The sequence below is a fragment of the Mycobacterium barrassiae genome (assembly GCF_025822765.1).
Taxonomy (GTDB): domain Bacteria; phylum Actinomycetota; class Actinomycetes; order Mycobacteriales; family Mycobacteriaceae; genus Mycobacterium; species Mycobacterium barrassiae.
Map to the genome: position 1 here is coordinate 717,730 of NZ_JACKUK010000023.1, position 13,460 is coordinate 731,189.

The window sequence follows — 13,460 nt, forward strand, 5'->3', positions numbered from 1 at the left end:
CGCCGGCCTTTAGAAAGTGCCAAGGTCCGCACCGCACCCTTCTTGCATGTCTTTTGTCGGGTTGCTGGTGAAGCTGATGCGTAGCGGCATCTTGACGCGCTTGGCCGCATTCACCGTGCGGTCCCCCAAGCTGGTGCTCGGCGCTGTGGTGGTTCTGCTCGGCGTCAGCATCGTCATCGGCGGCGGGGTCTCCGACAAGCTCGCCGTGGGCGGCTACAACGCCCCGTCATCGGAGTCGACGCACGCGGCCGAGGTCATGGACCAGAACTTCGGCACGACCGCGAACCTGGTCATCCAACTGCTGCCGCGGGAAGGCACCATCGACGACCCCCAGTCGCTCGATGTCGCCGGTCAGGTGACGGACCAGATCAAGGCGGAGCCGGACGCGAAGGTGACGCGTTCGTTCACCGACAAGTCGGCCACCGACCTGCGCAGCCGCGACGGTCGCTCCGGTCTGATCCTCGTTCACGTCAGCGGCACCGCGGATGAGGCCGCCGACACCGCGAAGGAGTTGATCGCCGGACTGCCCGACAACCCGAATGTCGAGGTGCGCGCCGGCGGCACCCTCGGCGTCCAGCAGGAGATCCGCGCCAAGGTCAAGAACGACATCAAGATCAGCGAAAGCATCGCATTGCCGGTCTCGTTGGCAGTGCTGGTCATCGTTTTCGGCGGGCTCATCGCCGCATTTCTGCCGATCGCCGTCGGTATCACCTCGATCGTCACCACGCTGCTCGTACTCGTGCTGATGACCACGGTCACCGAGGTGTCGACGCATGCGCTGACGGTCGCCACGGCCTTCGGTCTCGGCTTGTCCATCGACTTCGGCCTGCTGATGGTGTCGCGGTTCCGGGAGGAGCGCGCCAGCGGCAAGGATCACCAGGCGGCGATCATCGCGACGGTCGCCACCGCCGGCCGCACGATCATCTTCAGCGCCGCGACGGTCACCCTGGCCATGATGTCGCTGCTGGTGTTTCCCACGTACTTCCTACGGTCGGTGGGCATCGCCGCGAGCGCGACCGTCGTTTTGTCTGCATTGAGCGCCATCGTCGTGCTGCCCGCGATGCTCGCCATGCTGGGGACGCGCATCGACTCGCTGGCCATCATCAAGCGCAAGACTCCGCCGTCGGCCGATTCCATGTTCTGGCGGCGGTTCGCGGAAAAGGTCATCCAGAAACCGCTCACGTATGCCCTGCCGGTCGTCGTGGTGCTCATCGCCCTCGGAGTCCCGTTCCTGAAGGTGCAATTCACCAACCCCGATGAGCGCGCGCTGCCCACCGACTCCAACGCGCGCCAGGTGGCCGAGTCGCTGCAGCGCGACTACCCCCTCGACCCGTCGCAGGCGATCACGTTGGTGACGCAGAACGACGCAGCCTCGCTGGATGCCCTCGCCGCCGAAGTGTCCGGTATGGACGACGTGGTTCTGGTGGACGGTTCGATCGGACGGTTCGAACGAGGCGCACGTGTCGCCCCCGCGCCGCCGGGCGAGGCCAACGGCGCCGCCTACGCGCTGGCTTACCTTGCGGTGGATGCGGATTCGGAAATCGCTGAACACCTCGTGCACGACATCCGCGCGAAGATCACCGACAAGCGGGTCGAGGTGGGCGGACCGACCGCCACGCTCCTCGACAGCAGGCACGCCATCGCCGAGCGGCTGCCGTGGGCGATCGGATTGATCGCGGTCTTCACCTTCATCCTGCTGTTTCTGTTCACCGGCAGCGTCGTCGTGCCCATGAAGGCGCTGCTGCTGAACCTGCTGGTGCTGTCCGGCGTCCTCGGCGTCATGGTGTGGATCTTCCAGGACGGGCACCTGTCATCGCTGCTGGGATTCACCCCGGCGCCGCTGAACCTGTCGATGGTAGTTCTGCTCTGCGCCATCGCATTCAGCCTTTCCGTCGACTATGAGATCTTCCTGCTGAGCCGGATAAAGGAAGCCCGCGACTCGGGGATGTCGAACAACGAAGCGATCGTCGTCGGACTCGGTCGGGTCGGCCGGATCGTCACCAGCGCAGCGCTTCTGCTGACAATCACGCTGGTGTCGTTCGCCAACGGCATGTCGTTCATGAAGATGTTCGGCATCGGCACGGCGCTGGCCGTCGTAATCGACGCGACCATCATTCGCGGAGTCGTCGTGCCGGCATTCCTGCGCGTCGCAGGCGAACTCAACTGGTGGGCGCCGAAACCATTGCGGTGGCTGCACTCCCGTATCGGTATCAGCGAAGCGCTGTCGTTCGCCGTCGATGAGGTGACGTCGGAGGTGCCGCACCGCACCGCGGACGCGCTGCCCGCAGAGCTGCTCCGCACCCTGGCCGTCAAGCGCGCCGAGCTGGCGGGGCGGGTCCAGGTGGTGTCCGGACAGCACCTGGTGGCGAACGTGAACGGCACCGTGATCGTGGTCGCCAACCGCAGTTCGTTGTCCCAGCAGGCCATGGCCGCGCAGCAGATGTCGCATCTCGTCGAGATCGTGCGGCGGACCGAGCCCGAGATGTTGGCGTATGCGTTCTCGCAGCTCACCCGCAGCACCACGTGGAGCCGAGATCTGGCAGAGGTCGGCGTCGTGATTCCGACGGCCAAAGGCCTGGAGATCTTCCTGTGCGGCGGGGTGACCGTGACGCTCGACAACGGCACAAGCGTCACCCAGATCGAAGGACGCAACCGCTGCCTGCACCGTTCCGTTCAGGTCCCCGGCGTCGCGGCGGTGGTCAGCGTCGACGAGCTCGGTAAGCGGCCCGCCGTGGCGCCGCCGCATCGCAACGACGCCTACGCGCTCGCCGATGGCGTCGTGCACGGCCGGGGTGCGGTGGTGTGGTCGACGGACGCCGCGCCTGCCCCTGCGCCCGCGGGGCCGGCACCGGTCGCGACTCCCTTCTCGGGTCCCTCCTCGAGTCCCCTCTCGACCAAGCCGACGCAGGAGTTCTCGGTGCCCACCCAGTGGGTGGTCCTCGATGACAATTCCCGGCTGCGGATCGACCGTGACTGCGTCATCGGCCGGGACCCACACGGTTCGAGTGCCGCGCGCGAAGGTCTTCGGCCGCTGCGCATCGACGACAGCTCGGGCCTGATGTCTCGCGCCCACATGGAGATTCGCATCGTCGACGGCGAACTGGTGGTCCTCGACCGCAACTCGACCAACGGCGTGCTGATGCGCGAACCGGGTCAGCAGATCTGGACGCGCCTTGTGCCGTGGCAGCCGGTGGTCTTCCGGGCCGGCGCGTCGGTGCGCGTCGGTGGGCGGACCCTTCATGTCGAGTCGGCCGACGAGCGTACGCGCCGGCTGACACCCGTGTACGCCCCCGCGATATCGGCCTAGCACCCAACGGCTCCTACCCGCGAGAGTGCACTCACGGTTGTTGTCGCCGCCTCACAACAGCCATGAGTGCACTCTCGACGATGAGTTTCGCCGCCGCGGCTGGTCTCTATCTCCGACACACCATCAACCGCACTTCAGGGGAGCCTCATGACCGCCACGTACACCTTCGACGTCTTCTCCAGCCTGGACGGGTTCGGCGGCGTCAACGGCGGGGACTGGGGCGGCTACTGGGGCAAGCAGGGCCCCGAACTGCTCGACCATCGTCTCTCGCTGTACGACCAGGATCAACGAATGGTGTTCGGTGCCAATACGTATCGGTTGTTCGCGCAGATGGTGGCCGAGAGCACCGAGGAGTCAGACGTACGCGATCCCTGGGTCACCCGGATGCGGCACCTACCGACCATCGTGGTGTCGTCGACCTTGGAGGCGCCCCTCGACTGGCCCCACGCGACGGTCGTGAGCGGTGATGCCGTCGACGTCGTCGCCCGACTCAAGGAAGAGTCGCAGGTCCCGTTGCGGTCACACGGCAGCCTGTCGATGAACCGTGCGCTGATGGCTGCCGGCCTGGTCGACCGCCTTCAGGTCACGGTCTTCCCGGTGATCACCGGTCAGACCGGTGATGATCCGATCCTTGCCGGCGCCGCCGACTTCGACCTCGAGCTGATCGAAAGCCGAACGCTCGACGGCGACATCCAGGAACTCGTCTACCGGCCCACCCTGCACACAGCGCACAGCGGCCGGGGCTGAGGCTGCCCGGCCGCTGTGCATAGGGGGTGTGTCAGTAGTCGGCGGCCGCCTTCTGAACGACGACGTCGAGTTCTTCGGCGAGCAGAAACCGCTCGGCAACAAGCGATTCGGCCGCACGTCGCGCTGCGGCGACGTAGTCCTCACGGGACGGATACCGGTCGGTGACCGACGGACGTCCCGGCGGGAATGCCACCTTGCTGCCGACCCGCTCATAGAGGACATCGGGCAACTCGTCGATGTGGCGGCGCGGGTTCCACCCCGTGTATGCGGCCAACGGCGCGGCGACCGAGGGCAGCCGGATGCCGGCCACCTCGTTACCGTCTTCGTCGACCGCCGACACCAGGTCGACGTACGGCGCGCCCAGTTTGATCGGCCAGCGGCCGATTCCACGATCGGCATCGGGGCCCAGGTCGATGTCCCGCGTGTACGGAAGCGCCGACGGATCGGGGGCCGCGATGTGGCTGAACAGCGACAGGACTTCCTTGCGGGCCACCGCCGTGCCGTCGCTGGTCCGCGGCACCTTGCTCGGCGGAGGCTCGACACCTTCGCAGACCCAGTCCTCGAGCGCCGCGAACAGGGCCCGGTTCACGGGCGTGACGTCGAGGCGGTGCACCGGGTTGGCCGTCGGGAACGCCTCCTTGAGCTTGCTGCTCCCGAAGTGGTCGGTGCTGGCCAACAGGTACGTGCGGACATCGGGATCCTCGGGCAAGTCCGCACCCGTGACCGGGTCGACGTGCAGCAGTGCGCCGCCGCTCTGCCAGTACTCTGTCGCACTGTTGGTGAAGATCGTCTTCGGCACACCGCCCAATTGACGTTGCCGCGCAAGCAGTTCGGCGGCCGCGAAAGGCGCCACATTTCCGAAACCGTTGACCTGAGCCACCGAGGGCTGCGCATACCGGTGGTTGAACTCACCGGTGGCCGCACTGGCGGACTCGCTGAAGACGCCGTCGAAGACGGCCATGCCGGTCTCATCGATGTTGAGTCCGTCGGCGAGGAACTGGCGCAGGAGCCGTCCGGCCTGTGAGACTCCATAGGCGAAGGCGTGCTCGATGCCGTCACTTCGAAGATGCGCCACGATGTCGCGGATGGCCAGCATGCCGCAGCCGACGACGGGGGTCCGCGCCGTCCGGTACACCAGCTCGTACCAGTGGAAGGGCCTGAAGCCGCCGTCGAGTTCCAGATGCGTCTCGTCGGTGAATCGCCAACGGTCCCTTGGGATGACGGTGGGCTCGGCGTCCGGCGAGGTGCGCACGCTCAGCACGGCGTCGGGGTCGTCGACGTCAACGGTCGGGTAGTCGGTGAAGGTGAACAACGCCTCGGCGCCGGCGGGCAGTGCGTCGATCTCGGGCACCGTGAAGCTGAGCGGGTGGTCCGCGCTGGCGCTGTCCGATCGCCATTCCAGGCGCATGAATCCCGGCGGCACGTCGGCGTGAGGGACGGACATGCCAAGGATTGCCGGCCCGCGCTGCACATCCCACTGCCAACCACACGACGCGATGGTGTAGCCGCGGTTGAGCAGGAAGTCGTTCTTCAGCCACGGCGCAAGGGTCGGTACGCCGCGATTCGGTACGACGAAGAGCAGCTTGCCGTTGCCCCCGTCGACCGGACGAAGAAGTTTCAGGTCGGCGTCGAACCGCACCAGGCTGTCGTCGTCGCGAGGTGCGAGCTCGAGGTCGACGATGCGCTCGTTGGCAAGCAACTCGGGATCGACGGCGAAATCGACCGTCGCCTCTACCCACTCGTAACGGTTGTCAGAGTGGGGATAAACCGTTTTGACGTGAACTGACTCGACGGTCATTTCCACTCCTTCGGTTCGATGGTTGTTGGGTAGGAATTTGCGGGTAGGGGCTTGGAAGTTTCTTAACGACGGAATTCGGTGTCAGGCGACTGCGTGGAATCGGCGTGTGCCGGTGGTGGAGTCGATGAACTCGTCCAGGGCGGCGATCACGGTGTCGGGGCATTCCACCTGAGGCTGATGACCCGCACCTGGAATGACGTGGAGCATGCTGCCGGGAATTGCCTGGTGCGCCGAATGTGCGTGGGCGGCAGGGATACAACGGTCTTGGTCGCCGAAGATGATCAGCGTCGGGAGGTCGGTCGGCAGTCGGTCCATCGCGCTGACCGCTTGGCCACGGTGGTCGACGACCGATCGAAGCGTCCGCAGGAACGCGGCCCTGCCCTGCCTGTCGGACAACGAAACCTGAGCGCGCAATGTCTCGCTGTAGCGGGTGGCCTCGCGACCCGAGGACAGTGCACGCTTGCGAAGCGCGGCACCGACTTTGACCGCCGGCCGGGAGCCGATCAGCGGAAGCACGAGTTCGGCACCGGGCAGCGACAACATCCGCAGCAGCAGCCCCAGGTCGGGACCGAGTCCGCCGCTGCTGACCAGGACCAGCCGTCGGCAGTATTCCTTGTGCTGATGGGCGAACTGCAGGGCCACCCCACCGCCGAACGAGTGGCCGACGACCGTGGCCTCGCGGACGTTGAGGGCGTCGAGGAAGTCACGCAGCCAGACCGCGAACGCACCCAGCGAGTAGTCGCTGCGCGGCTTGTCGGACTGTCCGTGGCCGAGGAGATCAACGGCGATGACGCGGTACCGCAACGCGAGTGTGTCCACGACGTTGCGCCAGCAGTGCGAACTTCCGCCGATGCCGTGGATCAGCAAAAGCACGTCGCCTTCGCCCTCGTCGAGGTACGCCACCCGGTTGCCGTGCAAGGTCAACTTGCGAAGGTTCATCGTCGGCTCGGTGGCCGAGTCACTCACTGCTCTCATTGGTCTCCTCCTTCCTGGTATGGAGGGAGGGTGCGGAGCCCTACTTGGAAATTTCTTAACGCACCCGTCAGACCTGCGGAAACTCCGCCTTTGGTCTGGTGCGGGTGTGCGACGCTACGACGATGGCGGTGACGCACCTGCAAGGGAAAAGAGGCCGGATCAGGCGGGTAGGCGTGGTGCTCGCTGCCGCCGCCACGGTGCTCGCGCTGTGGTCCGCAGCCCCGGCCGCCGGCCAGGATTGCGACACACAGACGACGGCGTTCTCAGCTGCGTTCGAGGGGCTGCCCAACGACTTGAACGTCGTTCCCATCTGCCCCGCGGACATGGGAGCCGGATTCGACGACGTCGACGCGCAGTCCTCGACGCCGACCGCAGGCCGGGTCACCGACACCGGCATGTCCCCGGACATGGTCATCCTCGATGTGCTCGTGGCGACGCTCGAAGACGGCGAAGGTTACGTGGACGGGCTGTTCTCGCGTCTCGGGCCAGACGCCCGCGGCGGCGACGTCACCCTTGACGGCAAGCCGGTGCAGTACATCAACGTGCCGGGCGGTCCCACGGGTTACGCCTACGGCGCGGGCCAGACGGTCGTCGTCGGCTACGTCAAGGCGCCGCCGGGGCCACCATCGAGCAACTACGGTGCGCTGGCCGCACGGGACGCCTACACCCGCATTCTCGCCATCGCCACCGGTTCGCCGCTGCCCGACATCCCGCCGCCGGCCAACGGTCTCGACCAGTGGCCGCTGGCCCGCGGACACTTCACCACGCCGACCGATCCCGGGTGGGTCTACTTCCGGACCCCGACGGAAAAGGCCGGCGTCGACTCCTACTCCTGTGGGATCGCGCCGGGTGGCGGCCTGGCCGGCTGCGACTTCGTGCCGGACAGTGCGCCCGAGGGAACCAACCAGACCATCGTCGACGCGAGCGGCGCCCGCTACGTCCACTCCGAGACCGCCACGTTCACGCGCGATGTCGACGCACTGCCCGCCGGTGAACGCCTGGAGAACGGGCCCGCGGCATGCGGTTCGACCTATCAGGGCGCCGTGACCTGTCGGATCGGTGACCACAAGTTCGTCACCAACGGCTTCCTCGAGTGACGGGAAGGGACGGAATTCCCCAATGTCGGCCCGGATTGAATGCATCCGAGCTAAGAAAACATGGTGACGATGGCACCTGAGGCGTTCACCACTCGCGGCCAGGGCGGCGTTCAGATCGTCGGCGACCGGATCGGCGACCCTGCCGCGCCTGCGGTGGTGTTCCTGCACGGGGGCGGCCAGACCCGCAGGTCATGGGGCCGCGCCGCCGCCGCCGTGGCCGCGCGCGGCTGGCAGGCGATCACCCTCGACTTCCGTGGCCACGGCGAGTCCGACTGGTCCGCCGACGGGGACTATCGCGTCACTTCCTTCGCCCGCGATGTGCTCGAGGTGCTGCGTGAGCTTCCGCCGAAGCCGGTGTTGGTCGGCGCCTCGCTCGGCGGCTTCACCTCGATGCTGCTCGAGGGCGAACTCGTGCCGGGGACGGCGCGCGCAGTGGTACTCGTCGACATCGTTCCCGACATTGATGAGTCGGGCGCGTCGCGGATACACAACTTCATGTACGACCGGATGAAGTCGGGTTTCGATTCCCTGGACGAAGTCGCCGACATGATTCAGGAGTACAACCCTCACCGTCCGCGGCCCTCCGATCTGGACGGTCTTCGCGCGAACCTGCGTCACCGGGACGGTCGCTGGTACTGGCACTGGGACCCGAAGTTCATCGACGGCACGTCGGCGCTGCCGCCGATCGAGGTGACCGAGGTCGATCGCATGCACAAAGCCGTCCAGGCGATCCTCGACTCGGGCATTCCGATGCTGCTGGTGCGCGGCCAGATGAGCGACCTCGTCACTCAGGAACGAGCCGACGAGTTCCTCGCCAGATTCCCCGCCGTCGAATTCGTCGACGTGGGCGGCGCCGGCCACATGGTCGCCGGCGACCGCAACGACCACTTCGCCGGAGCCGTCATGCAGTTCCTCGACCGGCACGCCGAGACTGCGTAGAGCTCGCGAAAATCGCGGCGATCTCTAAGCAGTTTCGGCGAAAAGTAAGTTAGGCCGGCTGGTGCTCGTCGCGGTCGCCGAAGACCTTCTGCATCCGACGTCTGGACGCGGGCGTCTGCACCCGCTGCGGCCACCAGAACCACCGGCCCATCAGCGCCGCGATCGAAGGCGTCATGAACGACCGCACGATCAACGTGTCGAAGAGGAGACCCAGTGCGATGGTGCTGCCGACTTGCGCGATGCTGAGCAGATCGCCGAACACGAACGACGCCATCGTCGCGGCGAAGACCAGGCCCGCCGACGTCACCACGGATCCGGATCCCGCCATCGCGCGGATGATGGCCGTCTTGAGCCCGTGATGAAGTTCTTCCTTGAACCGGGACACGAGCAGCAGGTTGTAGTCGGAACCGACTGCCAGCAACAGGATCACGGACATCACCAGCACGATCCAGTGCAGACGAATGCCGAGAATGTGTTGCCAGACGAGCACCGAAAGCCCGAAGGAGGTGCCCAGCGACAGCAGCACCGTGCCGACGATGACCGCTGCCGCCACGACGCTTCGCGTAATGAGCAGCATGATGATGAAAATCAGTGTGGCAGCGGACATCCCGGCGATGATCAGGTCGAAGTTGGACCCGTCGTGCATGTCCTTGTAGGTCGCTGCGGTACCACCCAGATAGATGGTGGATCCTTCGAGTGGCGTGCCCTTGATGGCTTCTTTGGCCGCCTGCTTGATCGCGTTGATCCGGGCAATACCTTCTGGGCTCGCCGGATCGCCCTCGTGCTCGATGATGAAGCGCACCGACTTGCCGTCGGGTGAGATGAAGTTCTTGATGCCGCGTTTGAAGTCCTCGTTCTCGAACACTTCCGGCGGCAGATAGAACGAGTCGTCGTTCATCGATTCGTCGAAGGCGTCGCCCATCGCGGACGAGTTCTCCTGCTGCGCCGCCATCTGATCCTGCATGCCCTTCTGCGAGGCATACATCGTCAGCATCATCGTCTTCATGGTCTTCATGGTCTGGATCTGCGCGGGCATCAGCGCGACCAGTTGCGGCATCAGCGAATCGAGATGTTCGAGATCGGGCAGCAGGGCCTCGATGTCGGCGGTCATGATGTCGACGCCGTCGAGGGTGTCGAAGATCGACCGGATCGAATAGCAGACCGGGATGTTGAAGCAGTGCGGTTCCCAGTAGAGGTAATTCCGCATCGGCCGGAAGAAGTCATCGAAGTTAGAAATATTGTCACGCAGCGCCGCGACGTCGACGGTCATCGCCTTGGTCTTGGCGACCATGCTGTGCGTGATGTCCGCCATCTGCTGCGTCAGCTCCGACATCCGCGTGAGCGTTTCGATGTTCTTCTGCATGGCGTCGGCCTGAACCAGCATGTCGGCCATCCGGTCCTGGTTGTACTTCTGGTTCAGCTGGTTCGTCGTGCCCTGCATGCTCAGCAGGAACGGAATGGTCGTGTGGTCGATGGGCTTGCCGTCGGGACGGGTGATCGTCTGTACCCGCGCGATGCCTGGCACTCGGAAGATCGCCTTGGCGATCTTGTTGATCACCAGGAAGTCCGCCGAGTTCCGCAGGTCGTGGTCGCTTTCGACCATCATCAGCTCGGGATTCATTCGGGCGCTGTCGAAATGCCGGTCGGCGGCGGCGTAGCCGATGTTCGCCGGAGTGTCATCCGGCATGAAGTGGCGTCCGTCGTAATCGGTCTTGTAGCCCGGCAGCGCGAGTAACCCGACCAACGCAAGAGCGCACGTGGCCACCAGAATCGGGCCTGGCCACCGCACGACGACCACACCGATCCGACGCCAACCCCGGGAGGCGATCGCGCGTTTGGGGTCGAACAGACCGAACCGGCCGCCGATGACGACCACCGCGGGGCCGAGCGTCAGTGCGGCCATGACCGCGACAAAGATGCCCACCGCGCACGGGATCGCCATGGTCTGGAACCACGGCAGGCGGGTGAACTTGAGACACAGCAGCGCACCGGCGATGGTCAGGCCCGAGCCCAGCACCACGTGCGCAGTGCCGTGGAACATCGTGTAGTAGGCGGTTTCCCGGTCTTCGCCGGCGCCGCGGGCCTCCTGGTACCGGCCGATGAGAAAGATCGCGTAGTCGGTGCCCGCCGCGATCGCGATGAGCGTCAGCAGGCTGGTGGCGAACGTGGACAGCCCCATGACGCCGATGTCTCCGAGGAACGCGACGATGCCGCGGGACGACCCGAGCTCGATGAACACCATCAGCAGGATCAAGATCGTCGTGGCGATCGAGCGGTAGACGATCAGCAGCATGATGAAAATGACGACGAGCGTCGCGAGGGTGGCCTTGGCCGCGCCCTTGTCGCCGGCGACCCGCTGGTCGGCGTTCATCGCCGCGCCGCCGGTCACGAACGCCTTCACGCCTGGCGGAGGAGGGTTCTTCTCGATGATCTCCCGCACAACGGCGATGGACTCATTGGCCAGCGTCTCGCCCATGTTCCCGCGAAGGTAGAGCTGGACATAGGCGGCTTTGCCATCGTTGCTCTGGGCGCCCGCCGCGGTCAGCGGATCGCTCCAGAAGTCCGCGACGTGCTCGATGTGCTCGGGATCGTCCCGGAAGGCCTTGATCAAGTTGTCGTAATAGCGATGGGCCTCGTCGCCGAGGGGCTGCTCGCCCTCGAGGATGACCATGGCATTGCTGTCGGAGTCGAACTCCTCGAAGTTCTTACCGATGCGCTGCATGGCGATGAAGGCCGGTGCGTCGTGAGCGTTCATCGACACGCTGTTGGCCTCGCCCACCGCTTCCAGGGACGGCACGAAGAGGTTCGTCACGACGGTCAACGCCACCCAGCCGAGCACGATCGGCACGGCGAGCACTCGGATGGCGTGAGCGATCTTAGATCGCTCGGTGGTGACAGAACTCATCGTCGGACTATCGGCCCCTCACTGGCCCACAAGAAGCCGCGGCGTCACACGACTCGCACAACGCGACGTATATCGACATATATGTAGCCCGTCAAACTGTCGCCTGTCAATTGCTACCGCAGCCGCCTGACGTGGCCGGCACAGCATCTTTCCAGGTAGCCGCAGCGGCGCTGCACGCCGGCAGGCAGTTGTTGGGATCGGTAGCCACCTCGGGTCGCTGTACTTGCCCCAGTGACGACGCCAACCCGGCGGCGCCAGAGAAGCGAAAGGAACCCAAGAATGAACATCGTGCCCACCCGCATCCAGGACCAGGTCAGCCACGTCGACCGCACGCTCAGCCTGGTCTACGGAATCCTGGCCGGCGTGACCGCGCTGTGGTCCATCTACCGCGTGTTCTGGCTCTTCTACTCGGCCGCGGTGTACTCGAGCTTCGGCTGGTTGGCCACCACCTTGATCTTCCCCCTCATCTGGTGGGGCATCGTCGCGGTCGGATCGGGTTGGGTGTCCGCCGTCTTCCTGCTCCGCTATGCCAAGCAACCCTGAATAGGTGGGTAACCGGGTGGGGCCGCAGTCACCTGCGGCCCCTCTTCGGTGTGTGCGTCACCTGGACGCGGCGTCGACCTGTGGCTTATGACGGTCGCGGAAGAATCGGGCGGCCTCGACGATCGCCTCTGGAGTCGGCGAGGGATTCCAGCCGAGTTCGCGGACAGCCTTGGAGTGATCGAGCGGCGTCATGATGTGCATGAGCCGGATGTTCAGCGGTGTCAACTGGCTGTCGCGTCGGCGGAGTCGGGCCAGCCAACTGTTGGGATAACTCACAGCCGACATCAGGCGTATCGGTATGCGCCGCCGCGGCGATGGGACGCCGACGGCCCGGCAGCCGATCTCGTGGATCTCGCGGGTGCTCATGAACCGTTCGGAGACGATGTAGCGCTCGCCGGGCCGTCCCCGCTCCCCCGCGAGGATCATCGCGTCGGCGGCGTCCTTGATCCCGACCACCTCGGCTTCGTAGCCGTCGATGTAGAACGGCATCTTCCCGCGCACAGCCGCCGACAGCAGACCGCCGTGCGGGGTCGGCAGCCAGTCACCCGGGCCGTAGGTGTTCGAGACGCACATCGCGACGGCGGGCAAGCCCTTCTCGGCGTGGTAGCGCAGCACCATCTCCTCTGCGACGACTCGGCTGCGGATGTAGTCGCCTCCGAGGTCGAGCCAGTTGTGTGCGGTGCCCTCGTCGGCGAGGCCGTCCGTGGAGCGGCCGATGGTCCCGATGGAACTGGTGAAGACGAAGCGGTCGAGGTCGGCGTGCACGGCTACGTCGAGGACCGCGCGCAATCCGTCAACGTTGGTGCGCCACATCGGGGTTGGGTCGAGTAACCACGGCCGCGCGTCGACGACGCAGTAGTACACCACGTCGCAGCCGTGCATCGCCGCTCGCACACTCGACTCGTCGAAGATGTCGCCGCGGTGGATCTCGACGGCCAATCCGTCGATACCTCGCGTCGAACTGGTGTCGCGGATGAGCACCCGTACGTCCTCGCCACGCGAGACGAGTTGTTTCGTGACGTGTGACCCCAGGAATCCGCTGGCGCCGATGACGAGTTTCTTCGATGCCATTGTCCGCCTGTCTCAGATGGTCGTCCGCTCCGACGCAGTGATGCTAGCGAGCGCGAGTCGGGGGTGTTCTTGGCGACC

At 65.6% G+C, this 13,460-nt stretch carries 9 protein-coding genes; 5 read left to right on the forward strand and 4 right to left on the reverse strand.

The window, feature by feature from the left end; all coding sequences use genetic code 11:
- Window positions 1-46: 46 nt before the first annotated feature.
- Together H7J93_RS13890 and H7J93_RS13895 are read left to right on the forward strand one after the other, a co-directional pair.
- Window positions 47-3,307: an MMPL family transporter gene (locus tag H7J93_RS13890; protein ID WP_267306843.1), complete on the forward strand. Its 3,261-nt coding sequence runs from the start codon at window positions 47-49 to the stop codon at window positions 3,305-3,307.
- 147 nt (window positions 3,308-3,454) lie between these two features.
- Window positions 3,455-4,054, forward strand: coding sequence for a dihydrofolate reductase family protein (locus H7J93_RS13895; protein WP_267306844.1), 600 nt, complete (start codon window positions 3,455-3,457; stop codon window positions 4,052-4,054).
- A 31-nt stretch (window positions 4,055-4,085) separates the two neighbouring features.
- Here H7J93_RS13895 and H7J93_RS13900 read toward each other — a convergent pair whose 3' ends face one another.
- Entirely contained in the window at window positions 4,086-5,852 is a 1,767-nt protein-coding gene (locus H7J93_RS13900) for an alpha/beta hydrolase domain-containing protein (protein ID WP_267306845.1), read from the reverse strand.
- 81 nt (window positions 5,853-5,933) lie between these two features.
- Complete coding sequence (locus tag H7J93_RS13905; RefSeq protein ID WP_267306846.1) at window positions 5,934-6,827, reverse strand: alpha/beta fold hydrolase; 894 nt, start codon at window positions 6,825-6,827, stop codon at window positions 5,934-5,936.
- A 122-nt stretch (window positions 6,828-6,949) separates the two neighbouring features.
- Here H7J93_RS13905 and H7J93_RS13910 point away from each other — a divergent pair, with 122 nt between their 5' ends.
- Together H7J93_RS13910 and H7J93_RS13915 are read left to right on the forward strand one after the other, a co-directional pair.
- Window positions 6,950-7,924, forward strand: coding sequence for a hypothetical protein (locus H7J93_RS13910; protein ID WP_267306847.1), 975 nt, complete (start codon window positions 6,950-6,952; stop codon window positions 7,922-7,924).
- A gap of 69 nt (window positions 7,925-7,993) precedes the next feature.
- Window positions 7,994-8,863 (forward strand): alpha/beta fold hydrolase, encoded by an 870-nt coding sequence (locus H7J93_RS13915; protein ID WP_267307007.1) that lies wholly within the window; start codon window positions 7,994-7,996, stop codon window positions 8,861-8,863.
- A gap of 49 nt (window positions 8,864-8,912) precedes the next feature.
- Here H7J93_RS13915 and H7J93_RS13920 read toward each other — a convergent pair whose 3' ends face one another.
- Window positions 8,913-11,768 carry an MMPL/RND family transporter gene (locus H7J93_RS13920; RefSeq protein WP_267306848.1) on the reverse strand — a complete coding sequence of 952 codons (2,856 nt, stop codon included), beginning with the start codon at window positions 11,766-11,768 and terminating at the stop codon, window positions 8,913-8,915.
- Between the two features lie 279 nt (window positions 11,769-12,047).
- Between H7J93_RS13920 and H7J93_RS13925 the strand changes: the two genes are divergently transcribed.
- The gene (locus H7J93_RS13925) at window positions 12,048-12,311 is read left to right on the forward strand and encodes a hypothetical protein (RefSeq protein ID WP_267306849.1); all 264 of its coding nucleotides are present in this window, start codon (window positions 12,048-12,050) and stop codon (window positions 12,309-12,311) included.
- Window positions 12,312-12,368: 57 nt separating this feature from the next.
- Here the strand turns inward: H7J93_RS13925 and H7J93_RS13930 are convergent, their stop codons facing one another.
- Window positions 12,369-13,382, reverse strand: a complete 1,014-nt coding sequence (locus H7J93_RS13930) for an NAD-dependent epimerase/dehydratase family protein (RefSeq protein WP_267306850.1) — start codon at window positions 13,380-13,382, stop codon at window positions 12,369-12,371.
- Window positions 13,383-13,460: the final 78 nt, after the last annotated feature.

Excerpts from the sequence above, each read along its gene's own strand:
- H7J93_RS13910 (WP_267306847.1), top strand. The coding sequence starts at position 6,950 with ATGGCGGTGACGCACCTGCAAGGGAAAAGAGGCCGGATCAGGCGGGTA.
- H7J93_RS13930 (WP_267306850.1), bottom strand. The coding sequence starts at position 13,382 with ATGGCATCGAAGAAACTCGTCATCGGCGCCAGCGGATTCCTGGGGTCA.
- H7J93_RS13895 (WP_267306844.1), top strand. The coding sequence starts at position 3,455 with ATGACCGCCACGTACACCTTCGACGTCTTCTCCAGCCTGGACGGGTTC.
- H7J93_RS13915 (WP_267307007.1), top strand. The coding sequence starts at position 7,994 with ATGGCACCTGAGGCGTTCACCACTCGCGGCCAGGGCGGCGTTCAGATC.
- H7J93_RS13890 (WP_267306843.1), top strand. The coding sequence starts at position 47 with ATGTCTTTTGTCGGGTTGCTGGTGAAGCTGATGCGTAGCGGCATCTTG.
- H7J93_RS13925 (WP_267306849.1), top strand. The coding sequence starts at position 12,048 with ATGAACATCGTGCCCACCCGCATCCAGGACCAGGTCAGCCACGTCGAC.
- H7J93_RS13900 (WP_267306845.1), bottom strand. The coding sequence starts at position 5,852 with ATGACCGTCGAGTCAGTTCACGTCAAAACGGTTTATCCCCACTCTGAC.
- H7J93_RS13905 (WP_267306846.1), bottom strand. The coding sequence starts at position 6,827 with ATGAGAGCAGTGAGTGACTCGGCCACCGAGCCGACGATGAACCTTCGC.
- H7J93_RS13920 (WP_267306848.1), bottom strand. The coding sequence starts at position 11,768 with ATGAGTTCTGTCACCACCGAGCGATCTAAGATCGCTCACGCCATCCGA.